The 26,372-nt window shown below is 65.7% G+C and carries 18 protein-coding genes; 9 read left to right on the plus strand and 9 right to left on the minus strand.

Annotated elements, in window-relative coordinates; translation table 11 throughout:
* The coding region (locus I6E04_RS08640) for a tyrosine-type recombinase/integrase (protein WP_235422790.1) at positions 1 to 723 on the plus strand (723 nt) is incomplete at its 5' end.
* Between the two features lie 189 nt (positions 724 to 912).
* Here I6E04_RS08640 and I6E04_RS08645 read toward each other — a convergent pair.
* Positions 913 to 2,781: a hypothetical protein gene (locus I6E04_RS08645; protein WP_235422791.1), complete on the minus strand. Its 1,869-nt coding sequence runs from the start codon at positions 2,779 to 2,781 to the stop codon at positions 913 to 915.
* Positions 2,782 to 3,089: 308 nt separating this feature from the next.
* Here I6E04_RS08645 and I6E04_RS08650 point away from each other — a divergent pair, with 308 nt between their 5' ends.
* The gene (locus tag I6E04_RS08650) at positions 3,090 to 3,269 is read left to right on the plus strand and encodes a hypothetical protein (RefSeq protein WP_235422792.1); all 180 of its coding nucleotides are present in this window, start codon (positions 3,090 to 3,092) and stop codon (positions 3,267 to 3,269) included.
* A 112-nt stretch (positions 3,270 to 3,381) separates the two neighbouring features.
* Here I6E04_RS08650 and recR read toward each other — a convergent pair whose 3' ends face one another.
* The 4 genes from recR to I6E04_RS08670 form a co-directional block, all read right to left on the minus strand.
* Positions 3,382 to 3,978, minus strand: a complete 597-nt coding sequence (recR, locus tag I6E04_RS08655; protein WP_235422793.1) for a recombination mediator RecR — start codon at positions 3,976 to 3,978, stop codon at positions 3,382 to 3,384.
* Between the two features lie 118 nt (positions 3,979 to 4,096).
* Positions 4,097 to 4,417: a YbaB/EbfC family nucleoid-associated protein gene (locus I6E04_RS08660; protein ID WP_235422794.1), complete on the minus strand. Its 321-nt coding sequence runs from the start codon at positions 4,415 to 4,417 to the stop codon at positions 4,097 to 4,099.
* A 313-nt stretch (positions 4,418 to 4,730) separates the two neighbouring features.
* Entirely contained in the window at positions 4,731 to 7,625 is a 2,895-nt protein-coding gene (gene dnaX / locus I6E04_RS08665) for a DNA polymerase III subunit gamma/tau (RefSeq protein ID WP_235422795.1), read from the minus strand.
* A gap of 119 nt (positions 7,626 to 7,744) precedes the next feature.
* Positions 7,745 to 7,939, minus strand: a complete 195-nt coding sequence (locus I6E04_RS08670; RefSeq protein ID WP_235422796.1) for a hypothetical protein — start codon at positions 7,937 to 7,939, stop codon at positions 7,745 to 7,747.
* Positions 7,940 to 8,132: 193 nt separating this feature from the next.
* Between I6E04_RS08670 and I6E04_RS08675 the strand changes: the two genes are divergently transcribed.
* The 6 genes from I6E04_RS08675 to pknB all read left to right on the plus strand — a co-directional run bounded on the left by I6E04_RS08675 (position 8,133) and on the right by pknB (position 18,224).
* Positions 8,133 to 10,037, plus strand: coding sequence for a serine/threonine-protein kinase (locus I6E04_RS08675; protein WP_235422797.1), 1,905 nt, complete (start codon positions 8,133 to 8,135; stop codon positions 10,035 to 10,037).
* Between the two features lie 6 nt (positions 10,038 to 10,043).
* Complete coding sequence (locus I6E04_RS08680; protein WP_235422798.1) at positions 10,044 to 10,970, plus strand: FhaA domain-containing protein; 927 nt, start codon at positions 10,044 to 10,046, stop codon at positions 10,968 to 10,970.
* A gap of 7 nt (positions 10,971 to 10,977) precedes the next feature.
* Positions 10,978 to 11,391, plus strand: a complete 414-nt coding sequence (locus I6E04_RS08685) for an FHA domain-containing protein (protein ID WP_204559800.1) — start codon at positions 10,978 to 10,980, stop codon at positions 11,389 to 11,391.
* The gene (locus I6E04_RS08690; RefSeq protein ID WP_235422799.1) at positions 11,388 to 13,181 is read left to right on the plus strand and encodes a Stp1/IreP family PP2C-type Ser/Thr phosphatase; all 1,794 of its coding nucleotides are present in this window, start codon (positions 11,388 to 11,390) and stop codon (positions 13,179 to 13,181) included. The genes I6E04_RS08685 and I6E04_RS08690 overlap by 4 nt, the downstream gene beginning before the upstream one ends.
* A complete protein-coding gene (locus I6E04_RS08695) occupies positions 13,181 to 16,081 on the plus strand; it encodes an FtsW/RodA/SpoVE family cell cycle protein (RefSeq protein ID WP_235422878.1) in 2,901 nt (966 codons plus the stop codon). The genes I6E04_RS08690 and I6E04_RS08695 overlap by 1 nt, the downstream gene beginning before the upstream one ends.
* 148 nt (positions 16,082 to 16,229) lie before the next feature.
* Positions 16,230 to 18,224, plus strand: coding sequence for a Stk1 family PASTA domain-containing Ser/Thr kinase (pknB, locus tag I6E04_RS08700; RefSeq protein WP_235422800.1), 1,995 nt, complete (start codon positions 16,230 to 16,232; stop codon positions 18,222 to 18,224).
* A gap of 181 nt (positions 18,225 to 18,405) precedes the next feature.
* On the opposite strand, the gene murB is transcribed toward pknB, so the two are convergent.
* Positions 18,406 to 19,365: a UDP-N-acetylmuramate dehydrogenase gene (gene murB / locus I6E04_RS08705; protein WP_235422801.1), complete on the minus strand. Its 960-nt coding sequence runs from the start codon at positions 19,363 to 19,365 to the stop codon at positions 18,406 to 18,408.
* A gap of 183 nt (positions 19,366 to 19,548) precedes the next feature.
* Here murB and I6E04_RS08710 point away from each other — a divergent pair, with 183 nt between their 5' ends.
* The gene (locus I6E04_RS08710) at positions 19,549 to 20,784 is read left to right on the plus strand and encodes a coiled-coil domain-containing protein (RefSeq protein ID WP_235422802.1); all 1,236 of its coding nucleotides are present in this window, start codon (positions 19,549 to 19,551) and stop codon (positions 20,782 to 20,784) included.
* A 390-nt stretch (positions 20,785 to 21,174) separates the two neighbouring features.
* Here the strand turns inward: I6E04_RS08710 and I6E04_RS08715 are convergent, their stop codons facing one another.
* From I6E04_RS08715 to I6E04_RS08725, 3 genes are all read right to left on the minus strand, one after another.
* The gene (locus tag I6E04_RS08715) at positions 21,175 to 22,638 is read right to left on the minus strand and encodes an amino acid permease (protein WP_235422803.1); all 1,464 of its coding nucleotides are present in this window, start codon (positions 22,636 to 22,638) and stop codon (positions 21,175 to 21,177) included.
* A gap of 100 nt (positions 22,639 to 22,738) precedes the next feature.
* A complete protein-coding gene (locus I6E04_RS08720; protein ID WP_235422804.1) occupies positions 22,739 to 23,194 on the minus strand; it encodes a hypothetical protein in 456 nt (151 codons plus the stop codon).
* A 2-nt stretch (positions 23,195 to 23,196) separates the two neighbouring features.
* Positions 23,197 to 26,217, minus strand: a complete 3,021-nt coding sequence (locus tag I6E04_RS08725; RefSeq protein WP_235422805.1) for a glycoside hydrolase family 2 TIM barrel-domain containing protein — start codon at positions 26,215 to 26,217, stop codon at positions 23,197 to 23,199.
* Between the last annotated feature and the right edge of the window lie 155 nt (positions 26,218 to 26,372).

Genomic DNA, 26,372 nt, shown 5'->3' on the forward strand with positions numbered 1-26,372 from the left:
GCTGGGGGCCGGATCCGAGTAGAAAGCGGGTCTCCGGTACCCATTCGAGACGCCGGCGGTATCGGTTCGCGATACCGCCGGTATCATGCCGAAATAATGGGTGGTATCAAAAGAGGCAAATACTCAGATGAGGACTACATTCTCAAGAGCCCCATTCGCCGCATTAAGAAAATACGCTCAACCAGGACCGTCAAAGATACCTATTCTGATGAGTCGCTTGAAAAGATGCGTGACGGAGCGAAGACGCTTAGAGACCTCGCTATCATCGATCTTCTCGCCTCCACCGGCATGCGTGTTGGCGAGCTGGTCAAGCTTGATATAGCCGACGTAGACTTTGAGCGTCGTGAATGCGTTGTTCTTGGCAAAGGTAACAAGGAGCGACCAGTCTACTTTGATGCACGAACAAAAATCCATCTTCGGAACTACATTGCATCCAGAAATGACAGCTCCCCCGCCTTGTTCGTTTCGCTGTGTAAGCCACATCGCAGACTCCGTATCAGCGGAGTAGAGAGCAGGCTTAGAAAGCTGGGCAAGGAACTCGGAATGGACCGCGTGCACCCGCATAAGTTCAGGCGCACCTTGGCAACACGTGCCATCGACAAAGGAATGCCGATCGAGCAGGTTCAGCGATTGCTCGGTCATGCCAAGATCGACACTACACTCACTTACGCAATGGTTGACCAGAGTAACGTGCGATCATCACACAGAAGATATATTGCGTGAGCCCGCCCCATCAACTTCGACACCCAGCTAGCTAAAAGATCTCGTTATCGGATATCCACCGCTTGATGAGACAGGATCTCTCAACAACGCCAGCCACCTCCGCTCCTCTGCAGCTTTGGACTCCAGATGAGATTCGATAGCCCCTTTTCACATAGCCTTTCGCTGTCAGCATTGCCAATTTGCCATGTTTTATTTTATTCTTTGCGTACCAGACGTAGTGAGATGGCCTCCGCAATGACCGATCACGATAAGCCTGTGCTCACGGTCAACATAATAATGAACCCTGAACGCATATTTAGGATTCTTGCTCCTCCCCTTAATGTGAGGACGTACATCGATCTCCTGACCTCGATACCGCCTCACACGCTCCCTCATAAGAGCGTTGTTCACTTTGGTCAGCTTGGTTTCCGTCAAAGCAAGTTCAAACCCGGTTTCCTGACGATATCGCTCACAGATATCCCCTTGGACACTTTCGCCAAAGTAGATATCCCACAACGTCGTCGGAATGCTCGAAAGAATCTGCCATTGCTCGTCAAAATCCCCGGTAAAGTTGCCGGCAGATTTCCTCGCCTCGTCAAGCACGATAACCTTCGATGGCCACAGTTTTTCAACAAGGTCCAGCTCTTCGACAAGCGTAGTCGGTAAATGTTTGATGGAGGTAATCACATGGACGCTTTGGCGCAAACCGTTGCACTCTTTCCTCAACTGGTTGCAATCCGTTTGAAGCGCATCGATGCGGTAATCCTTTTCCGCAATACGATCCTCGGCTTCCCGCAACCCAGCCTCTGCCTCAATTTTTGCAGCATTGATTGCTTCCACAGAAGCGCTGGAATCCTGCTCCGAGTATTCGACCGCAAGTTTATACCACTCATCACGATCCTGTCGCACCGCTTCAAGCTGTTCCCTGAGGTAACTGATCTCGTCCCCCGCATCCCTTGCCGGAGTATGGTCACGTTGCTCCTCACGCGCGCGCTCCATGCGCTGCTGGAGATGCTCCATCCTCGTGTTGAGGCTTTTGAGACGTTGCTCGTACCCTTTTCGTTTTACATCTTGGACATCGACGACATCATCCTCATCTGTTACGAAGCTTCTACTGAGGCTTCTGCTGAGCGTCTCGACAAACCCGTCCTTGTCTCCATAACGCTGCTCGTCGATCCAATCTTTTTTAAAAAACCTGTGTCGAACGCTCGCATCGCCATCCTCTAGATTGACCCCGGGCTGATAGATGCGAAGCGTTGCAGTTGCACAGCCATAACGATACGCTGGCGTCCCTTTCCTAAACAGTTGAAAAACAGTCTGCTTCTTTAGGGCTTCATTACGCCAATCGAAAACATAAACGTTGGCCATACCGAGAACCTTTTGAGCGAGCTCGCTAGCATCCCAAACGGCAGTAGCACCCTTGTAATCCGTAGTAATGAGCACCAAAGGCAAAATGCGAGAGGTGCTAAGCAGGCTCTGCTTGAACTGACCGAAGTTATTCGCGTCAAGATAGCACTCTTCGTGCAATACCTCGGTATCTCCCACACAAACAGCCCAACCAGACGCCTCGATGATGCTCCGCACGAAACGAGGGGTCGTGCTCGGGGGCGTCGAAGGAGGCTTGCCGATAAAGCCGGGCATCATGTAATAAGTAATTCTTATATTGACAACGCAGCGCTTTTCGCCAGTTTTTCTGGAAACGCCTACGCTGGTGTGCCAATGACGAAACCGCTCTCGAACATCCGGCTCATCATATTCAAAGGCCCAGCACTTCAGCTCTCCTTGCTCGTCGATCATCGATTTGGTGCAAATCGATGATCTTCCTACCCGACCAACTCCGCCATCGTAGCCGTCGGGAAGTTCAAGCCTTCCCTCAGAAAAAAGCGTTCGAACCATCTTGGCATTCAGCTGATGCGATTTCGAGAAAACATCCGCATCGCGCTTAGCGAGATTCTTTTCCTTCCGTGCAAACCATTCGAGCATGATGGACGCGACACCGCCCAAGATGTCGACACCATCCCGCTTAGGGTAAATCTCAAACCGGGCACGATAATGAATAGTCTCGTTTTCTGACCTCATCGCTCCCCCAAAATACAATCCGTTGAGCTCGAATGCTGCGCCAGACGTTTTGCAATTTACCGATATCATACGCACAAGCGGCATATCAAATCGGCAATCAGTATACGCCTCGACACGGAGTGCCCCACGGTGTACCCGCACGAGCATCGGAAAGACTATTCACGCATCCGACCAATAGATGCAGTGGTTTACAACGTTCGCGAGTTCTTCTGCTGACTTTTTGGAACTCGCTCTTACTCGCGTCCATCGCTCTCAGCAATACTTTCACTAAACGCGGATAGCAACTTCTCCAACAGAAAGGACAACCCATGGCAACCATCGACATCGACAAGCTACGCGACTACCTGACCGACTACACCGGCACGGCAGCGTTCAACGGCTTCCCCGCCGCATTGCTTGACACCATGGACATCGAGGACATGGATGGGTTCGAGATCTGCCAAAAGGCCGAGGGCATGGGTATCGATCTACACGATTTCGAAGTCTAACAACGGCGAGCGAAGCGGATCGTTGGGGACGTGTTCGCTCCAACCCATCCCGCGACAAGATGGTGCCAGGTACAAACTTGTCGCGCGGGGCGCGGATGGTCGCCCGCCGTCCCTACAGCGCGCGGCGGGCCTCGATGGCGCGGCCGAGCGTCAGCTCGTCGGCGTATTCCAGGTCGCCGCCCACCGGCAGGCCGCTTGCCAGGCGGCTCACGGTCACGCCGAGCGGCTTGATGGTTCGCGCCAGGTAGCTCGCCGTCGTCTCGCCCTCGATGTTGGGGTTCGTGGCGATGATGACCTCCTGGATATCCTCGGCGCCCAGGCGCGCCAGCAGCTCGCGCACGTGGAGCTGCTCCGGACCGATCTTGTCGATCGGGCTGATCACGCCGCCGAGCACATGGTAGAGCCCGCGGTAGCTGCCGGTCCGCTCGATGGCCGAGACGTCGCGCGGCTCAGACACCACGCAGATGCGCGTATGGTCGCGCGAGGCATCCTGGCAGATGGCGCACTCGTCCTCGGTCGCATAGTTAAAGCACCGGCTGCAAAAATGCACCTGCTCCTTGACGGCGACGATGGCGTCGGCCAGCCGATGCGCCTCCTCAGCGTCGGCCTCGAGCAGGTAGTAGGCGATGCGCTGCGCCGACTTGGGCCCGATGCCCGGCAGACGCCCCAGCTCGTCCAACAGAATCTGCAAACTGCGATCCGCGCTCATACCCTCACCTGCGAATCCGCCGGCGGCCGCATTCGCGCCGCCAACACCGTCCCGTCATCCAAAAAACCGGGCGACCGGCACGCGCCGACCGCCCGCATCACACCTCTCTGTCGACAGCCTAGAACGGCATGCCGGGGATGTTCAGCCCGCCGGTGATGGCGCCCATCTGCTTGTTGGCGAGCTCGGTCACCTGACGGATACCGTCGTTGACCGCGGCGACGATCATATCCTGCAGCATCTCGATGTCCTCGGGATCGAGCGCATCGGGATCGATGGTGATGGACTCGAGCTGCATGCCGCCGTTGACGGTAACCTTGACCATGCCGCCGCCGGCGCTGGAGTCGACCGTGGTCTGCGCGAGGTTCTCCTGCGCCACCGCGAGCTGCTCCTGCATCTTGCGAGCCTGCTTCATCATCTGCTGCATATTCATTCCGGCCATGGGGCACTCCTTCACGTTGCCGCATCGCCAGCGCGACGCGGGGCGTCCGTTTTCCACACGGCATCGTACCATGACGGGCGTCGTCGACGCGCATCGCCTGGCGCGCTCCCACGGAAAAGCCAGCAGGTTCGGCGAACATTCGACATGAAAAAGGGAGCCAGCTGCAACTAGCTCCCTAACACCTTAGCGTCGCCCGCAGTGCCGTGCGGGCTTTGCCGCTGATTCGAGTATACCCCAGCGCAACCGCCTTCAAGCCATCGGTCGAAATCTCAAGAAACGGCGTGCAGCCGCCCTCTATGAACCAGCCGGTCGCCTACGCATCCTTGAAGACGACGTTGCCGAAAATGCTGTTGAGCATCGCCTTGGCCTCTTCCTCGCTTTGCGGAACCTGCGTCTCGTCGGCTGCGGGCGTGGGCGCGCCCACCCACGGGGCGGCGCCGGCAGGAGTCGCCGCAGCGGACTTCGACGCCGCGGATGGCGATACCGAAGCGGGAGCCGCCGCCTGCGCGCTCGGCACGGGAGCGGAAGGCGATGCGGGCTTTGAAACCGAGGACGCGCCAGACGCGGCGGGCTCAGTCGGCGCGGGCGCCTGGGCAGGCATGGCGGCCTCGCGCGTTGGCGCGGGCGCGAGCGCCGGCATCGCAGACGCCATCCCCTGCGGAAGATCGAGCGGTGGCAAGTCCTCCCCCGTCAGGTCGGCGATGGTCGCATCGTCGTAGGGAACCTGCTCGTCCTCCCACGCCCGACGGTCGGCATCGATATCGGGCTCGGGCACCACGGTCGGACCGCTCGTGTGGTCGACCTGCGGATGCTCGGCAGACTCGGAATGAGGCGCCGCAGCGAGCGCCGACAGCGCGGGCGAGGAAGCAGGCGCACCCTGCACGACCTGAGGCGAGGCGGGAGACGCCACCTGCGAAGGCGCGGGCGCCGCGACCTGCGACCGAGCTTGCCTGGGAGCAGGATCGGCCTGCGAATCGTCAACGACATGGGCATCGTGCGTCGCGGGCACAGACGCCTGCGCAGGCGCCGGAGCGTCGACGGGCTCCACGGCAGGACCAGCGGACGCGACGGGCGCAGGCGGCTCGGCGGGCGCCGCAGCAGGCGACGTCGCCGGAACAGCCACGGCGGGCGCGGCGTCCGCAGCGCCGGTGCCGCCCGACCCGCTCGCAGGCCGCGGCGATCCGCCGTCCATCACGTATTCCACGACGCGCGACCCGAACACGGAGCACACGATCGGCATGATCAGCTCGTGGGAATCGGGACGGCCGAGCATCTTGATGGCGAAGTTCGACCCTTTGGGGAACCCGACGACCAAGCGGGACCCGTCGTCGGCCTGCGCGCGCGACGACTGGAGCAGCGCACCGCGCGACGCCTGCGCGGCCGTCACGCGCTTGACCACCTCGGTCCACTTGCGCTGCAGCTCACCGGCATCGGTGACGGCGGGCGTCGCCGGCGCAGCGGCAGCCGCGACCTCGGCGGCAGAAGGCGCCTCGCGACGCGCGGACGGCGAGGCCGCCGGAACATCGGCATGCTCAGCACCAGCCTCCGAGCGATCCTCGGCAGAACGGGCCGCACCGCCATCGGCGTGCACGGCATCTGCCGAGGTGGGCGCCGAAGCGGATTCCCTCGCAGCTTCAGGCGCCGCAGCGCGAGGCCTCGCCGGTGCAGCATCGGCCGTTGCGGGACGCACGCCGGCCGCAGCCGCAGGCGCCACACTCGCAGCCGCCTTCACCTCGGGCTCGGGCGCCGGACGCACCGAAGCCGCCGAGCCGCCCTGCGCCGCAGGCGACGTGGCCACACCAGGCGCGGCGGCAGACGCGGCAGCCGCCGGAGCGGCAGCCCCACCGCCGGAGCGCGCACGGGCACCCGCCGGCACGTTCCACGGCAAGTCGTCATCATGGGCAGCCGCACCGGCGCGACCGGTGGCCTCGACGCGCGACCCAGCCTGGCCTGCCACGCGCTGTCCCGCAGGCCGCGGCTTGGTCCCCGTGAGGGCCGCCACGCCCGCGGCGTCGAGCGGCGCGCTCGGCACACCGGCGGCGATCTGCGCCTCCAGGCGGTCGAGCCGCTCGGCCAGCGCCTCGAGCGTCAGATCGGACTCGGGACGTGCCAGGCGCGTGCAGGCGATCTCGAGCACCAGGCGGGGGTCGGAGGCGCCGCGCATCTCGATCACCGCATCGTCGAGCACGGTGAGCACGCGCGCCAGACGTTGCGCGCCCTCGAACGCCGAGGCTTCGTCCACCAGCGCCGCCACCTCGTCGGGCGTGCCGTCGAACAGCTCGGGGTTGCCGCCGGCCACGCAGGCCGTGTACACGTCGCGCATATGCGCCACCAGGTCGCGCGCGAGCTCGAGCAGGTCGTTGCCCTCGTCCACCTGCGTGCGGATGGCGCCGAACAGCGACACGACGTCGCGTGCGGCGATCGCGCGCGAGAACTCGCCGAGCACCGTGCCCGACACCTCGCCGAGCAGCGAACGCGCGTCGGACACGCGAATCGCGCCGTCGCCGAACACCGAGAGCTGCTCGAGCGTCGACAGGGCGTCGCGCATGCCGCCGCGGGCATGGCGAGCCACGATCTCGAGCGCCTCGTCGTCGGCGTCGAAGTGCTCCTGCTCGCAGATGTAGCGCAGCCGGCCCACGATGTCGTCGTTGGAGATGCGGTGGAAGTCGAAGCGCTGGCAGCGCGACAAGATGGTCTCGAGGATCTTCTGCGGGTCGGTGGTGCACAGGATGAAGACCACGTGGCTCGGCGGCTCCTCGAGCGTCTTGAGCAGCGCGTTGAACGCCGCGGCCGTGAGCATGTGGACCTCGTCGATGATGTAGACCTTGTAGGCGCCGCGCACCGGGGCGAAGCTCACCGAGCTGATGATCTCCTCGCGCACGTTGTCGACGCCCGTGCGCGACGCGGCGTCGAGCTCGTAGACGTCCGGATGCGTGCCCTCGGCGATCGCCTCGCACTCCGGGCAGGTCCCGTCCGGCATGCAGCCCGAGGCGCCCTGCGCCCGCGCGGCGTCGGCGTGCTCGCACAGCAGCGCCTTGGCCAAGATGCGCGCCATGGTGGTCTTGCCCGTGCCGCGCGGACCGCAGAACAGGTACGCGTGCGACAGGCGCCCCTCGGTCACGGCGTGCTCAAGGGTCGAGACGATATGCTGCTGGCCGACCACGCTGTCGAAGGTCAGCGGGCGGTACTTTCTATACAAGGACTCCATGGGCATCGTTCCTCACGTCGATTCGATAGAGCCTATGATACCCGCTGACGGCAACCGAAGCGCCCGCGGCTCCGCGCAGCGCCCCCTGCGAAAAAACGCCAGGCGCTCGTTCGCGCCGGCTACAGACCGTGGTCGGAAAGGCGCCGGTCGATGTCCTTGAGCGTGATCCGGGCGGCGAACAGCTGGCGGTAGGTCGCGGTCTTCACCTTGTTTTGAGCACGGAGCTCCTCCATCCGCGCGTTGATCTCCGCGAGTTCGGCGCGTGTATCGTCGGCGAACGCCTCGAAGGCGGCCAACCGCTCCTGATCAGTCATGCGAATCCCCTCCCCGATACGTTGGCGACAAGATCGGACCTGGCACCATCTTGTCCCATCTTGTCGGCGACAAGATTGGACCTGGCACCATCTTGTCAGATTGGGCCTGGCACCATCTTGTCGGTCCAATCTTGTCACAGCACGGCCTCGCCACAACCGAAAACCGCCAGCGTGATAAAATGCGAGGAAACGCATGGATCACACGCAGCACAAACGCACAAGGACCATCATGCCGCTCTTTCCGTCACACATGCGCACGCGGGTCATGAGCCCGCAGGAACACGCAGCGCAGCGCGCCCGCATCCCCGATGCCGGCGCCACCGCGGCGCACCTGCTCAAGCGCTATCGACCGCTGGAGACCAACACCAGCGGCGGCTTCGGCATGGTCGAGATCTGCCTGGACGCGCGGCTGCAGCGCCGCGTCGCCATCAAGCGCATCCCGCTGGTCTCCCCCGACGCCGCCGGCATCACCCCGGCCGAGACCACCGCGGCGGCGCTGGCCGAGGCGCGCACCGCGAGCCTGCTGTCGCATCCCAACATCGTCTCGGTCATCGATTTCACCTACGACGCCTCGTACGCCTACCTAGTCATGGAGTACGTGGACGGCATGAACCTCGAGGAGTTCCTCACCGGGGTCGAGGGCCACTCGCTCACGTTCGACGAGGCGGCCACCATCGCCGACGCGCTCGTCCAGGCCCTCTCCTTCGCGCACGAGAACGGCGTGCTGCACCTGGACATCAAGCCGGCCAACGTCCTCATCGACCGCAACGGCCACGTCAAGCTCGCCGACTTCGGCATGGCGACGCTCACGAGCGCCGCGGGCTTCGGCGGGGCGCGGGGCGGCACCATCGGCTACATGCCGCCCGAGCAGCTGCGGGGCGACCTGGTGGACGCGCGCACCGACGTGTTCGCGCTCGCCTGCGTCCTGTACGAGGCCCTCTGCGGCACCGCGCCCTTCCGCGCGGGCACCCCCGCCGACTCCGAGGCCCGCATCGACCAAGGCGTGCTCTACCCGAGCGACCTGTTGCCCGACATCCCGCCGAGCGCCGAGGAGGCCCTGCTCGCGGCCCTCTCGCCCGACCCGGCGATGCGCCCTGTGAGCATCGCGGCGTTCGGCGAGCTGTTCTGCGCCGAACTCGGCAACGCCCGCGAGGGCAAGCGGAGCCTGGCCGCCATCATCGCCCGGCTCACCTCCGACGACATGGACGATATCGACGCCGAGCAGCCCACGCGCGCCGAGCGCACCTGGGAGCTCGACCCGGCCGAAGGCTACCTGGGCAGCCGCACCGACTACGCCCGCGATGCGCTCGCCGCGCTCGTCGCCGCCTCCTCGGTCGCCGTCTGCTGCTGGGTGCTGCTGGGCGCCACCGGTCTTGTCACCGCCGCGGGCCGCATCGCCGCGGCGCTGGCGATCGGACTCGCCGCCGGCGTGGCCCCGCAGCTGGGAAGCGCGCTTATCTTCACCGGCTTTTTGGTGACGATCGTCGGCGCCACCCCGCTGTTGCCCATGCTTCCCGTCGGCGCACTCGCCGCTGCCGTCGGCAGCGCCTGGTGGCTCGTCTGGGGCCGCACGGACCCGCAGGCGTCGGCCTGCCTGACGCTCGCCTGCGCCCTCGAGGCCACCCTCGGCGACGCCATGCTCGCCGCCCCGCTGGCCGCCGCACTCGCCGGCTGCACGACCTGTGGCGCCGCCGCGCCCTCGTCGGTGGGTGTCGGCCTCGTGCTGGGCCAACTGCTGCGCGCGGCGTGCGCCGCCGCGGGGGCGCTGCCCTTCGAAGCCGCGGCGACAGCCCTCGCGAGCTTGGACTTTCTGATCCCCGCGATCGGCTGGTCGCTCGTCGCGTGGGGGATCTCCGCCGTCATGGCCTGGGCATGGTCGCGCTATCTCGACGGCCGGGGTGCTGGGGCCTACGCGCTCGCATACGCGCTGCCCATCGCGGCCTCGATCGCGCTGCTGTGTCTTGCACACCCTATGGAAATTGCCACGTTACCCACCCTGCTGATCGCCACCGCGGTCGGCGTGGGCATCGCTTCCTCTATAATGCTCTGCATCTATGTGTATCTGTTCGGTTATAGAAAACATACAACCGGAGTGTGATCGTTCGTGAACTTCCTGGGCACCTTCGAGGACCACGTGGCGGGTATCTTCGGCGCCGCGCGCGCCCCGTTCTCGTTCAAAAAGCTGGCCAAGCAGGCCGCGCATGAGATGGAGGACCAGACCCTCGTGGTCGATGGCGTCAACACCGCGCCGGCCCTGTACACCATCTTGATCTCCAGCGACGACGATCCGCTCATGGCCCCGTACTACCCGCAGCTCACGCGCGAGGTCAGCGAGTTCGTCCGCGCGAGCGCCGAGAAGAAGCGCTACGTGTTCGTCGGCGAGCCCCTCGTCCGCTTCATGATCGACCCGTCGCTCAAAAGCGGCAAGTTCTCGGTGTTCGCCGAGAACGTCGACGCCCCCACCCTGGGCAGGCTCTACGAGGAGGAGCGCGCCTACCAGAAGGGCCTGTCCGGCCAGATGAACGTGGTGAACCCGCGCCCCGCGCCGCAGCCGCGCATGAGCGTGCCCGCGCGCGCCGAGGCCGCGCCCGATCCGTTCGCGCCGAGCGCGGACGACTTCGCCACGCCGATCCCCGTGCCCAAGACCATCACGCGCGACGCGATGGCCGCCATGGGCGCCGCCGGGGCCGCATCGAGCGTCGCCTCCCGCATGGCCGGCACCCGCCAGCCCCAGCCCCAGCCCGCCGCTCCCCTGGCGCAGCTCGTGGACGTCGTCACCGGCGACGTGCTCGACATCGTCCAGACGCGCTGCACCGTGGGCCGCGAGCGCGCCGCCGCCGACGTGGTGCTGCGCGACCCCAACGTCTCGCGTCGCCACGCCGAGCTCACCTACACCGGCTCGGACTGGACCATCGAGGACCTCAACTCCACCAATGGAACCCTCGTCAACAACCGCCGCATCACGCGCTGCCCGCTACGCGACGGCGATCTTCTGACCTTCGGCCTTTCCACCTTCGAGTTCAGGGGCTGATCCGTACATGATCGATCTCATCCTGTTCGCAGGCCGCATCGTTCTCGTCGTCCTGCTCTACATCTTCCTGTTCGCCGTCATGAAGACCGGCGTCGGTCTCGTGCGCGGTCAGCGCCGCGACTCGGCGATCTGGACCATCGACGTGGACAAGGGTCCGCGCGGCATCCGCGGCATCCATGTGGACATGCTCGGCCCGGTCATCGTCGGCCGCTCGCCGAGCTCCGACATCTGCATCAACGAGCCGTTCGTCTCGGCCTCGCACGCGCGTTTCTCGCTGCAGGGCCCGGCGCTCGTCATCGAGGACCTCAACTCGCTCAACGGCACGCTCGTCAACGGCCGACCGCTCGCCGAGCCCGCCACGCTGCGCGAGGGTGACGAGGTCCAGATCGGCGACGTCGTCATGAAAGTGAATCGCCGATGACCGAGGAGAAGCGACCCTTCTCATATCCGTCCGAGGACGCACGCACATCGGACGCATCGTCCATCTCGGAGCTCACACCGCAACCGGTCCTGGAGCTCGAGGGGCACGATGCGCCCGATTCGCCATATACAACCGATGCGCCGGCAGCCGGCACGTCCGCCCCGGCGCACTTCGCCGAGCCCGCCCCCGGCGAGGCCTTCGAGGCCGCACACCTGGCGCAGCCGGACGCCCCTGCGGACAGCGCGCCCGAGGTGCCCGTCGCCGATGCACCGGCGCACGCCGCGCCCGACTGGCAGCTCCCCCACTACCCCGACGACGAGGGCCCGACGCCCGATGACGACTACCTGGGCAACCAGGACACCGGTCCTTTGCCCGACCCGACCGACATCGCCGCCGCCGAAGCCGCAGCCGCAACCGCGGCAGCCGCCGAGGCCGCGTCCGCCGACACGTTCGAGCCCGGCGACACCGCCGAGATCGACGTGACGCAGGTGGAAGCCAAGCTCAAGGACCCGGGCACCACGCAGAGCTTCGCGCCGATCACCGACGACCGCGTGGCGACCGATTCGACCTACGACGCAGGCACCACGACCACGCTCATGTGGGGTGCCCGCTCCGATGTGGGCTGCGTGCGCGCACACAACGAGGATTCCTACCTGGTCGCCTCGCCGCTGTTCGCCGTCTGCGACGGCATGGGCGGCCACGCCGCCGGCGAGGTGGCGAGCTCCATCGCCGTCGAGACCATCGCCAAGGCCGCCCCGGCCACGGCCGACGCCACCGCGCTCGCCGCGGCCGTCGAGGCCGCCAACGCCGCCATCATCGAGGCGGCGGCCGCAGGCATCGGACGCCCCGGCATGGGCTGCACGGCGACGGTCGCCTACATCCAGGACAACATCGTCGCCATCGCGCACGTGGGCGACTCCCGTGCCTACCTGCTGCACGACGGTGTGCTCACGCGCATCACGCGCGACCACTCCTACGTCGAGGAGCTCGTCGACGCCGGCGAGATCACCGCCGACGAGGCGCGCGTCCACCCCAACCGCTCGGTCATCACCCGCGCGCTGGGCTCGGACCCCTCCATGTACGCCGACCACTTCCAGCTCAACATCGACGAGGGCGATCGCCTCATCCTGTGCTCGGACGGTCTGTCGTCCATGATCCAGGACAACGACATCGAGCAGATCGCCGTGCAGTCGTCCACCGCCCAGATGTGCACCGACAACCTCGTCGACGCGGCGCTGGCCGCAGGCGGCGCGGACAACGTGTCGGTCGTGGTCGTCGACCTCGTGGAGGACGTGCGCCTCCGGCAGGTCGTGCGCACGCACCGTCGCAACCTCATCATCGCCCTGGCGGCCATCGCCGTCGGGCTCGCACTGTGCGCGGCGTTCCTCGCTTTCACCATCGGCAACTCCGTATACCTGGGCGTCTACGGCGACACGGTCGCCGTCTACCGCGGCATCCCCGCGCGCGTTCTGGGCATCGACCTGCACGCGGTCGAGGAGGAGACCTCCATCGAGCTTTCCGACCTGCCCGAGGACACGCGCAACCGCCTGGCGGAGGGCATCTCCCAGTCGAGCCTCGACGAGGCATGGGCGACGCTTTCGGACTACCGCAACCAGATCACCGAGGCCAAGGAGGCCCAAGCGGCCAACGCCGAGGCGATCCGCGAGAGCGCCGAGGACGTCGATGAGGCAGGCGCGGACCGCTCCGACCCGCCCGATACCGATTCGAGGCAGAGCAACCCCGAATCGTCGCAGACCCCGCAAACCCAGACCCAAGAAGGAGGCGCATGATGGGCAGTCGCCGCAATACCGAACTCTTCCTGCTCGTCGCAGCCGCGTTCCCCGTGATCTTGCTGTACGCGATGTACGTCGTCAACACCGGCGCGGAGCTGAGCTTCACCACGCTCGCCGTGCCGCTTGGCCTGTTCGCCGCGTTCACGGCGGCCCACATCGCCGCGCGCTTCTTCGCGCCGGGCGCCGACCCGGCGATCCTGCCGGTCGTGTTCCTGCTGTCGGGCATCGGCATCACGTTCGTGACGCGCTTGGCGCCCGAGCTGGCCATGAACCAGCTCATGATCCTGTTCGGCTCCATCGTGCTCATGGCGCTCACGCTCGTGTTCGTCAAGAACCTCGACGTGGTCAAACGCTACAAGTACACCTTCGGCATCCTCGGCATCCTGCTGCTCGTGCTGCCCATGTTCATCGGCACCGAGGCCTACGGCTCCAAGCTGTGGGTGACGATCCCGGGCATCGGCCGCTTCCAGCCCGGTGAGTTCGCCAAGATCTTCCTCGTGCTGTTCCTGGCGGGCTACCTGTCCGAGAACCGTGAGCTGCTCTCCATCTCCAACCACAGCATCCTGGGCCTCAAGATCCCGCGCCTGCGCCTGCTCATGCCGCTGTTCGTGGTGTGGGGCATCTGCATGGCCATCGTCGCCTTCGAACGCGACCTGGGCAGCGCGCTTCTGTTCTATACCGTCTTCCTCATGATGCTCTACGTGGCGACCGGCCGCGTGTCCTACGTGATCATCGGCATGGTCCTGCTGATACTCGGCGGCTTTGCCATGTACCAGATCATGGGCCACGTGCAAGTGCGCTTCAACATCTGGCTCGATCCGTTCGCCGACCCGCAAGGCGACGGTTACCAGCTCGTGCAATCGTTGTTCACGCTTGCCGACGGCGGTCTGGTGGGCGTGGGCATCGGCCGCGGCATGTCCACCATCATCCCGGTCGTGGAGAGCGACTTCATCTTCTCGGCGATCGGCGAGGAGCTCGGCCTGCTCGGCGGCTCCGCCGTCCTGCTCGGCTTCATGCTGTTCGCCGTGCGCGGCCTCACCGTGGCGGCGCGCGCCAAGTCCGACCTCGCTGCCTTCGTGGCGAGCGGCCTTACCGCCTCCATCTCGTTCCAGGCGTTCCTGATCGTGGGCGGTGTCACCCGCCTGATCCCGCTGACCGGCGTGACCCTACCCTTCATGAGCCAGGGCGGCTCGTCGCTGCTGTCGAGCTTCATCATCGTCGCGCTGCTCATGCGCGCCGGCGACGAGGCCACGGGCCGCACGGTGGAGCTCGTCGGCTCCGGCACGGACGGCATGGCCCCGGTCGCGCCCGAGGCGGGTGTCATCGGCCGCAGCAAGGTCGGCACGCGTATCTTCGGCGCCTCGGGCCCCCACGCCTCCCACATGGCACCGAGCCATGCCCGTCCCGGTTCCCGCGTGCGCCGTCGCCTGCTCGACACGCCCGAGTCCGGCGTCTTGGGCCGCGTGGCGCTCGCCAAACGCCTCACGCGCGAGGTCGTCCTGTTCACCGGCCTGTTCGCCGTGCTGATCGGTAACCTCACCTACATCCAGGTCATCAAGGCCAAGGATTACCAGGAGATGCCCAACAACAACCACACCATCGCCAAGGCCGCCTACGTCCAGCGCGGCTCCATCATCACCTCCGACGGCGTCACGCTCGCCGAGTCGCTGCAGCAGGAGGACGGCACCTACGTGCGCTCCTACCCCAACGGCAACCTCGCGGCGCACACGGTGGGCTACCTGTCCACGCAGTACGGCGCCACCGGCATCGAGGCCTCGCAAAACGAGACGCTCACCGGCTCGCAGGATTACTCGAGCTGGCAAAACGCGATCAACTCGCTGGCGGGCCGCACGCAGCCGGGCAACTCCGTGCAGCTCACCATCAACTCGCGCATCCAGGCGGCGGCCGAACAGGCGCTCGCGGGCAAGAAGGGCGCCATCGTGGTGCTCGACCCGCGCACCGGTGCCGTACTCGCCAAGGCCAGCGCGCCCACGTTCGACAACTCCGACATCTCCTCGCTCATGGGCGTCGAGGACGACGGCGACGCGCCGCTGCTCGATCGTGCCACGCAGGCGCTCTACACGCCGGGCTCGACGTTCAAGGTCGTCACGCTGGCGGCGGCCCTGGACTCGGGCACCGCGAGCCTGGACGACTACTACGAGTCCCCCTCGTCCGTCGAGATCGGCGGCGCGCCCATCACCAATATCGACAACACCGACTTCGGCACCCTGAGTCTCGACATGGCCTTCGCCTACTCGTCCAACGTCGTGTTCGGCGAGGTGGCAAACGAGCTGGGTGCCGACCGCCTCGTGCAGTACGCCCGCGCCTTCGGCTACGGCCAGTCGCTCGGCTTGGACTTCTCCTGCGCCGATTCGATCATGGCCGACCCATCCGAGATGACCGAATGGGAACTCGCATGGGCGGGCGCCGGCCAGCCGGTCGGCCAGGGCCACACCGCCGGTCCGCAGACGACCGTCATGGAGAACGCCGTGATGGTCGCCGCAATCGCAAACAACGGTCTGGCCATGCAGCCCTACGTGGTCTCGCAGATCCTGTCGCCCACCGGCACCGTCGTGAGCACCACGCAGTCCCACTCGCTCGGACAGGCCGTGAGCACCGACGTCGCCGAAGATGTCAAGGAGGCCATGCTCGAGGTCGTCGAGGAGGGCAGCGGCAGCTACGCGTCGGTCGACGGCGTGCAGGTCGCCGGCAAGACCGGCTCCGCCGAGGTCTCCGATTCGCAGACCAACACCGCGTTCGTGGGCTTCGCGCCCTTCGATACCCCGACCGTGGCCATCTCGGTCATGATCGAGGACTGGAGCGGCTACGAGAGCGAGTCGGCGGCGGCGGTCGCCAGCGAGGTCCTGAGCGCCGCGCTCGCCGCGCAGGGAGCGTGATGCGATGCGACCGATCCCGACGCGCCCCGCGCGAATCCGTATCGTCCGCGGACATGGTCCGGCAACGTCCGATCAACCGCGTCCGCAGACGACCGCTGAATGTGATACCGTGCACAACGTGCATATGATGTGTGAGGAGTAACGAGAGATGGCTGAGCAGCAAACGGTGTTGGGAGGACGGTACCTCCTCAAAGACAGGGTCGGAGCAGGCGGCATGGCATCGGTCTACCGCGCGACCGACCAGGTGCTCGACCGCACGGTGGCGGTCAAGATCATGCTGCCGCAGTATGCGGGCGACCCGACCTTCGCCGCGCGCTTCAAGCAGGAGGCACAGGCGGCGGCAGGCCTGCAGAGCCCCTACATCGTGGGCGTCTATGACTGGGGCAAGGACGGCGACACGTATTACATCGTCATGGAGTACCTGCGCGGCACCGATCTTAAGAGCGGCATACGCAGCCACGGCGCGCTCGACCCCAAGAAGGTCGCGCAGATCGGCGCCCAGATCTGCGGCGCCCTGTCCGTCGCCCACAAGCACGAGATCGTGCATCGCGACATCAAGCCGCAAAACATCATGGTGCAGCCCGACGGCAACATCAAGGTGATGGACTTCGGCATCGCACGCGCCAAGAACAGCCACCTCACCCAGGACAACAACGTGCTGGGCACCGCCCACTACGTCTCGCCGGAGCAGACCCGCGGCCAGGAGCTCGGACCCACCTCCGACATCTACTCGCTCGGCGTGGTCATGTACGAATGCGCCACCGGCCAGGTTCCCTTCGACGGCGACGACGCCATCTCCGTCGCCCTGAAGCAGGTCAACGAGCTGCCGGTTCCGCCTTCGCAAATCAATCCCGGCGTGGACGGCGATCTCGAGCGGATCATCCTCAAGTGCATGGAGAAGGACCCCGCCGACCGTTTCCAGACCGCCGACGAGCTGCGTCGCGTGCTCAACAGCTATCTCGCCGGCCGCACGGTCGACGTACCCGAGCCGACGCGTGTGATCGGCACGGCCGCTGCCGCCGGCACCGGTGCGACCGCCACACGCGTGATGAGCGAGCAGACGCAGGCCATGGCCCGTCCGGTCGGCGGAGCCGCGGCCGTCAACACGGCGGCGCGCACCGCCGCCGGTCAGCTCGACTCGAGCACGTACGAGAACAAGCACGACGGCATGAGCAAGGGCAAGATCGCCGGCATCGCCGTCGCGGTGATCGCCGTGGTGGCCATCGCCATCTTCGCGGTGTCCGGCCTGTTCGCCCCCGCCAAGATGATCCCGGTGCCCAACGTGGTCGGTCTCGACCAGCAGACCGCCGTCGACACCATCGAGAATGCGGGCTTCGAGGTGGGCGAGGTCACCCAGGGCTACAGCGATGAGTACCCCGAGGGCCAGGTCATGGAGCAGCATCCCACGCAGAACGAGGATGAAAGCGCCATGGCGACGGAAAACTCCAAGATCGACATCGTGATCTCACAGGGCGAGGAGCCGGCGGAGACCACCGAGGTGCCCGACCTCTCCGAGGCCACGAGCAAGGCCGAGGCCGAGCGCCTGATCCGCGCAGCAGGCCTTGAGCCCAACGCCACCGAGGAGGCCGACGATTCCGACAAGGGCACCATCCTCGATCAGAGCCCCAAGGCCGGCGAGGAGGTCGAGGTGGGCAGCACTGTCGACTTCACCGTCTCCACCGGTCCCGACACCATCGGTGTGCCCGACCTGACCGGCCTCACCGAAAGCGAGGCGCGCGATGAGCTGTCGTCCAGCTTCGGCGTGAGCGTGGAGTACGAATACAGCGACACCGTCGAAGAGGGCTACGTCATCCGCTGGGATCCGAGCGGCCAGCAGGCGCCCGGCGCGACGATCACCGTCATCGTCTCCAACGGCCCCGATCCGAGCACCCAGGAGACCGATGTGCCCGATCTGAGCGGCCTTACCAAGTCGGAAGCGCAGCATGAGCTCGAGGCGGCCGGGTTCACCCCTTCCTTCGAGTACGCCGACGGCGCAAGCGCCGGCGTGGAACCCGATTACGTGATCAGCTGGGACCCGACGTCGGCCGCCCCCGGCTCCACCGTGACCGTGACGGTCGCATGGAGCGAGGCCGACGAGGAGGAAACCACCGAACCGGAGCCATCCACGGACGACGAGGCATAAGGCCCGCCCCCGCGCCCCATCGCATGCGAAACGCGAAGCGCCCGTTCCGATCTACCGGAACGGGCGCTTTTCCATGGGTTGGCCGGAGGGGTTGGTTGGGGACGTGTTCGTTTCAACCCGTTTGCAGCGCAACGTGGGTTGAGGCGAACACGTCCCCAACCAACCCGTTTGGACCTACTCGTTAGAACTCGCCGATGCGCTTGACCTCGGGCTCGAGCTCGACGCCGAACTGCTGACGAACCTCATCCTGCACGCGCTCGATCAACGCGTTCACGTCGGCCGCCGTGGCACCGCCCGTGTTGACCACGAAGCCGCAGTGCTTCTCGGAAACCTGGGCCGCGCCGACACGCGCACCGCGAAGACCGGCGTCCATGATGAGCTTGCCGGCGAAATAACCCTGCGGGCGCTTGAACGTCGAGCCCGCGCTCGCCATCTTGAGCGGCTGCTTCTCCTCACGACGACGCCGGTAGTCGTCCATCTCCGAACGGATCATGCGCTCGTTGCCGGGCGCCAGCGCAAAGGTCGCCTCGAGCACGATAAGGCCCTCGTCGTGGATACGGCTCTTGCGGTAGCCCATCGCGAGCTCGGAGACGTCCATCGTGCGGACCGTACCGCGTGCGCGCGAGCCGTCGGCGAGCTCGGCGCCGGGGACGTAGACCTTGACGGACTCCAGCACGTCGGCCGTGCAGGCGTCGTAGGCGCCCGCGTTCATGTGGCAGGCGCCACCCACGGTGGCAGGGATGCCCCACAGCGGCTCCAATCCGGTAAGCTCGGCATCCGCCGCCGCGAGCGCCACGTCGCGCAGCAGCGCGCCGGCCTCGGCATGGATGCGCGTCCCCGAGACGGTGATCGAGGCCACGTTGTCGCGCAGCAGCACCACGACGCCGCGGATACCGCGGTCGCCCACGAGCAGATCCGAGCCGTTGCCCACGACCGTCACCGGCACGCCGGCGATGGCGCAGGTGTCGAGCGCGCGCACGATGGCGTCGGGCGAAGTCGGCGTGAGCACCACGTCGGCGGGGCCGCCGATCTTGAAGGTGGTGTGTTCGCTCATGGGCTCGAACAGCTTGAGGTTGTCCTCGCCGACCGCCGCTCCCAGCGCGCAAACCACCTCGTCGGAGATGAGATCGTATTCGTGCATGCGGGCATCGCCCCTTCGCTGTCTCGGATGTATCCGTCAAGACTATACCCTACCGCAGGTGCCGACGCCGACCTTGCCCACGTCCTTCAAACCTTGTGAAAATCACCCCAGTCACCCATATGTGCGGTATCCTTAAGCACAGTCCGTTGATCGACATATACACACAACGTATTCGGAGCCCATATGTCTCAACACTTCTCACATACCGGAAACGGCACCCGGCAACCCTACGTCGACCGCGCGCTTTCGCGCCGCTCCGCCGTCAAGGCGATGTTCGCCGCGGCGGGAGCCGCCGTGCTGTTCGGCATGCCCCGTCTGGCCGGCGCCGCCGAGGCCACCAAGGAGACCACCGAGGCCCTCAACAAGGCACAAGACGAGCTCGACGCCGCCCAGGCTCAGCTCGACTCCATCTCCGCCCAGTTCACCGAGCTGTCCCAGCAGCTCGACGCGACCATGGGCGAAATCGAGACGGTCCAGGAGCAGATCGACGACACGCAGGCCGAGATCGAACAGAAGCAGGTCGAGCTCGAGGGCAAGCAGGAGATGCTGTCCGACCGCGTCGCCACGAGCTACAAGTCGGGCGGCAACACCGCCATCTCCCTGCTGCTGTCCTCCACCTCGTTCGATGAGCTCATCTCAAATGTGTACTACATCGACAAGGTCAACGAGAGCGACCAGCAGGCCATCGAGGACATCCACACCATCCAGGCCGAGCTGACGCAGAAGAAGGCCGATCTCGAGGAGCATCAGGCCGAGCTCGAGGAGCTCAAGGCGAGCCAGGTCGAGCAGCTCGACGCCATGAAGGCCAAGAAGGACGAGGTCCAGACCCTGCTCGACGGCCTGAGCGACGACGTCAAGGAGCTCATGGAAAAGCGCGACGCCGAGATCCTCGAGGCCGCACGCCAAGAGGAGCTCGCGCGCAAGGCAGCCGAGGAGGCCGCGGCGGCGGAGGCCGAAAGCGCCGCCCAGTCCGGTGGCGACAACAGCGGTGGCGGTACGACGTCCATCCCCGGCAGCGGCCAAGTATCCGCCGGTGCCGGTGCGCAGCAGCGCATCGTGGACTCCGCCTACTCCACCCCCTCGCCCGGCGCAGGCCTGTGCGCGTGGTGGGTCTCCGACGTGTTCACCAACGCCGGCTTCGGTACGGTATGGGGCAACGCCGACGACATGTACGCCGCCTACTGCACGAGCTCCAACAAGGCCAACCTCAAGGTGGGCATGATCATCGCCGTGCCGTCCCACCCGCACACCTCGGCGGGCGCCATCTACGGCCACGTCGGCATCTACGTGGGCAACAACACGGTTCGCGACAACATCGGCTACATCCGCGACATCGATGTGGACGAGTGGATCGCCTTCTACGGTCCCACGACCACCCCGCGCTGGGGCTGGGCTCTCGGCATCAACCTCGAGGGCTAAACGCGACACCACCTCGCTTCACCCGACAACCGAACGACCGGGCCCGCCGGCGACGACGCGCAGGCGGGCTTTTTGGTGAACAAACGTCTGGCGTTATCGCACGCCGACGGCTGAAACTCTGTACCAGCCGTCGGAACTCTGTACTGACAGCCGGAACTCTGTATTGACACAAACGGGACGTTTCGACCAAGTACTGTCAATAGAGAGTTCCGGCTGTCAGTACAGAGTTCCGGCTGTCAATGCAGAGTCCCGGTTGTCAGGAGCGAGTCCCGCGTGTCAGTACCGAGTTGCAGTTGTCGGTAGCGTGCCCGGACCGTCGGCATGAAAAAAGCGCCCCCGTGCGAGCGAGCACAGGGGCGCTTGGAAGGAGAGGGCGGTATCGGACCGCGATTACTCCATCATGTCGAGCACGGACGGACGCAGCTCCTCCTCGGCGGCCTCCGGATCGGTGGCGCGCAGGCGGTTGATGTAGCGCTGGTACCACAGCAGCGCGGCGCCGATGAAGACGACCACGCCGCCGACGTTGTACACGAGGGTGAGCCACAGCTCCTGGCCCAGCGGGAAGGTGCCGGCGACGAACACGAAGGCGAAGACGCACAGCAGGAACACGGAGATCGCGACGCCGAAGGTGCGATGGCCCATGCGGAAGGAGCGCGGGGCGTTGTCGTACTTGACGCGCAGCACGAAGTAGGCCAGCAGGATCAGCAGCGGCGGGAGCAGCGCGGTGGCGGCGGTCATGTTGATGACGATGTTCAGCAGGTCGTTGAGGCCGCTGGCGCCCATAGCCGGGATGATCACGATGGGGAGCACGATGAGGAACTGCACCCACGCGGCGCGCCAGGGGATGCCCTGGTCGTTCATCTCGACGATCTTGCCGCCGAAGACGCCCTTGGGGATCTCGGTGAAGAAGACCTTGATGGGCGCGGAGGTCCACATCATGAGGCCGCCGACCTGAGCGGCGAGCAGGATGAGGCCGAGGATGCGGGTCGAGACCTCCATCGGGATGCCGAAGTGCGCGAACAGGGCGCCGTACACGTCGAAGATACCGGTGGACAGGCTGACCTCGCCCATGGGGATGAACAGATTGACGAGCAGCGAAGAGCCGGCGTACAGCAGACCGATGACCAGGCCGGCAGCGACGACGGTGCGCACGAAGGCGGTGACGCCGCCCTTGAGGTCGTTCAGGAACACGCCGACGGACTCAGCGCCACCCACGCCCTGGATGATCCAGGCGAGCGTACCGCAGAAGCCCCAGATGGTCGCGAAGCTCGTGGTATCCGGAGCCATGGTCTGGGCGGTCGGAGCGGTCGCGAACTCGACGCCGCCGAAGATGGCGCCGACGGACAGCAGCACGAAGATGGCGGCCATGCCCATGGCGGCGGCGGAGCCGATGGACGAGATGTTGCCGATCCACTTGGCGCCCTTGGTGGAGGCCCAGGTGCCGATGGCGAAGATGACGATCTCGATCGTCGTGGTCAGGAACGGGGACATTTCGACGTTCATGCCGAAGAACACATAGCTGGCGTAGATGATGATGTTCGGCAGGATCGACGCGAAGTAGAACAGGTTGACGAACCAGTAGCAAAACGCCGTCATGAAGGCCCAGCGGCCGCCCATCGACGTCTTGACCCAAGCGTACACGCCGGACTCGGAGTCCTTGTTGAGGGCTACGAACTCAGCCGTGACCAGGGTGTAGGGCACGAAGTACAGAATGGTGGCGATGAAGAACGCCGGCGCCGCCGCAAGACCGATCTCCGCGTTGTTGTTGATGATGTTCTTCAAACCGAACACCGCGGAAATGGTCATGCCGAGCAGGGCAAGCGAACCGATCTTCGCTCGTTTCTCTGAACTCATGACTCTCCTCCTTCTAAAACCGTGCCGGATGCGTTATCCGACATCCACCAACGCCTGCGCCCCGCGTGGGTTCGACGCGACGCGCAGGCGTCGAATTACCTTATTTGTTGGGGAAGCTGTATCCCTCGATGGTGACGCGCACCATGACGGCGGCGACGTCCTGATCGGGCAGGATGCGGAAGGCCTCCTGCTCGTCCACGACGAGGATGCCGCCCGCCGGCACGACGACCGGCTTGACATCGGCGGCCTCGAAGCGCTCGCGGTCGTCGAGATCGCTGTAGGCGCGGGTGGGCGCCAGATCGGCCTTGGGCGCAACCACGACGTGCGCCTCGCCGTCGATGGGGGCGACCACGCTCAGGTAGCGGCGGGTTCCCACCATGTCGGGCGTGGACAGCGCGGATGTGCGGTCCCACCAGTAGGTCAGCGAATCGCCGATCGAGTAGGCCACGTCCTGCAGCAGCGTCGGCGCGATGTCGAGCGCCTGGCCCACGCGCATCCACTTCTTCACGGAGCTCAGCTCGGCGTCGAACTGGGCACGGGTCTCATACACGTGCATGCTTAAACCTCCTTGATCGGGGCGAGGCCGGCCACGATATCGGCGGACGCCAGCGGACGCAGCGAGAACGCGAAGCTGAAGCGCTCGAAGCGGATGCGATAGGAATCGAGCACCTCGGAGCCCCACGAGTTGGAGCCCAGGCCGAGCACCTGGTCGTTGATGTTCACCGTGACGGTGTCGCGCGGCTCCAGGTCGCACACGTGGCGTGCGGCGTCGATGTCCTCGCAGGTGTAAGGCCACGCCGAGAACGAGAACGGATCGGTCGCGGCGTCGACGCCCACCGGACGGGTGACGAGCAGGCCGTCGCCGTGGGACGAGCGCAGGGCGACCCAGCGCACGCCCTCGCGGTTCGCGCAGTCCTGCGGGAACACGTAGGGGGTGAACATGTCGTCGACCTTGGCGCGGTAGTGGCCGACGGGGTTGGCCTTGAGCGAGTCGGGATAGTTCTCGCCCGGGCCGTGGCCGTACCACTCGACGGCGCGATCCTCGCCGGGGACCTCGAAGGAGATGCCGATGCGCGGGATGATGTCGCAGAAGTCGCCGTAGGGCTCGCCGCTCACCGCGAGGTCGACGCGACCGGACGGCCAGATGGTGTACACGAGCGTGCAGCGCATGCCGAAGGCGTGCACGGGCGGGGCGATGCGCTGGGCGACCTCGACCACCACGGCCGGACCCTCGCGATGCCACGTGACCGAGCGCGTGGACGTCTGCATGACGTTGATGAAGTTCTCCTGCCAGATGGAGTCGAACTCCTGCTGGTGGTTGTCGACCAGCGGATGCCAGAAGCCGACCTTGATGGGCGCGGCGACGACCGTGCGGCCGCAGGAGCGCCAGTCGCGGATCTCGCCGGAGGCGAGGTCGAAGGCGATGGAGGCGTCGCGGGTGGTCACGGTGAGCAGGCACTCGGCCTCATCGACCGTCGGCGCGGCGGCCGCGGGGACCTCGATCACCGCATGGCCGGTGTTGGCGACGGCGAACTGGTACACGCCGATCTGGTACATGGGCTCGCACCAGGGCTTGGCCTGCGTGGTGAACACGCGCGCCGTGAGCAGGGTCTCGCCGCAGGCGGCGGCGTCCACCGTCACGGGGATGGCCACGCTCTCGCCCGGGGCGACCTCGCCGGGGACGACCTCGCGGCTGGCGACCGGGTCGCCGTCGACGAGCGTCTCGAGCACGATGCGGATGTCGGCGAGCGTGGTGAACCAGCGCTTGTTGGTCACGGTGAGCTCACCGGTCGCGGCGTCGAAGGCGACGCGGACCGGGCAGATGACGTGCTTGTACTCGGTCAGGCCCGGGCTCGGCTCCTGCCAGGGGAACACCATACCGTCGATGCAGAAGTTGCCGTTGTTGGGGTAGTCGCCGTTGTCGCCACCGTACATATGGTAGGCGCGACCGTTCTCGTCGACCGCGGCGATGCCGTGGTCGCACCACTCCCAGATGAACTGGCCCTGCAGGTTGTCCCAGCGATCGAAGATCTGCTGGTACTCGGACAGGCCTCCGGGACCGTTGCCCATGGAGTGGCCGTACTCGCAGTTGATGCGCGGCTTGGGACCGGGGTGCTCGCCGAAGTCGTTCATCTGCGAGACGCGCGAGTACATGGTCGAGATGATGTCGACGGTGTCGGCGTTGCGGTCCTCCTCGTAGTGGACCGGGCGGCTGTCGAGCTCCTTGGCCTTGGCGTACATCGCGCGGATGTTGCAGCCGTAGCCGCTCTCGTTGCCGAGCGACCAGGCCACGATGGCGGCGTGGTTGCGCTCCTGCATGACGAGGCGCTCGATGCGGTCGACGTAGGCCGGCTCCCATGCGGGGTCGTCGGTGACGGTGGCGATGTTGCCGATGTTCTCGAAGCCGTGGCTCTCCATGTCGGTCTCGGCGAGCACCATGATGCCGTACTCGTCGCACAGCTCGTAGAAGCGCGGGTCGTTGGCGTAGTGCGAGGTGCGCACGGCGTTGATGTTGTGGCGCTTCATGAGCTCGAGGTCGCGGCGCATGCGCTCGAGACCCACGGCGCGGCACTTGTGGTCATCGCCGTCGTGGCGGTTCACGCCGTGCATCTTGAAGTAGGTGCCGTTGAGCAGGATGCGGCCGTTCTCGATGGTCACCTCGGCGAGGCCCTGGCGACGCGGCACGACCTCGGACAGGCCGTCGGCGCCGTAGACCTCGATGGTCATGTCGTAAAGGAAGGGGTCCTCGGGATTCCAGAAGCGCGCGTCGTCGATGGTCAGCGCGGCGTGACCGGTCGCGGGGTCGATCTCGGTCTCGGCGACCGTCGCGCCCGCGGTGGCGAAGCGCCACACGATGCGCTCGGCGGCCGTCGTCTTGACGTCGATCGTCAGCTCGGCGGCATCTCCGGCGCGATGGGTGCGCACGTAGAAGTCGTCCAGACGCGCGGCAGGGCGTTCCATGAGGTAGACGTCACGGAAAATGCCCGAGGCCCACCACATGTCCTGGTCCTCGATGTAGGTGCCGTCGCTGTACTGGAGCACCTTCACCACGAACAGGTTGTCGCCTGCGTGGATGAAATCCGTGATGTCGAACTCCGCCGACAGGCGCGAGCCCTTGGTCATGCCCACGTACGCGCCGTTGACGTAGAGCTCGGCATAGCTCTCCACGCCGTCGAAGCGGATGATCTCGCGGCTGCCCGCAGCGAGCTCGGGCAGCGTGACGATGCGCTGGTAGACGCCCGTGGGGTCGTCGCCCGGCACGAAGGGCTGGTCCACCGGGAAGGGGAAGCCCTCATCGGTGTAGGCGAGCTTGCCGTAGCCGTCCACCTGCCACATATGCGGCACCTCGACCTCGTCCCACTCGTCCGCGTAGGTCGCCATCGTGGCGGCCGGCACGCTGCGGGGGCTGTCGAACAGGCGGAAGCGCCACGGACCGCTCAGCTGGACGAATCCGCGCGAGAGCTCACGGCTGTACGTGGCAGCGAGCTCGGGCGACGCGTACCCCATGAAGTACGCGCGCGCAGCGAGTCGGTTCCGGTTGGTCAGCGCTTGGTTCTCCCAATCGTTGATGACATCCATTACCCGTCTCCTTTCCTTTTGCTCCTCGACCCCACCGTTCACATGGATGACGACGCTCGCCAGCCGCCCGCGTCCGCGCCTGCCGAGCCGATCGACCCCGTCATGCAACGGTTGAGGTCGTTGTGTGCATTCAGTGTGCAACCGGTTGTCCTAAA

It is taken from the genome of Collinsella tanakaei (assembly GCF_021531055.1).
GTDB lineage: Bacteria > Actinomycetota > Coriobacteriia > Coriobacteriales > Coriobacteriaceae > Collinsella > Collinsella tanakaei_B.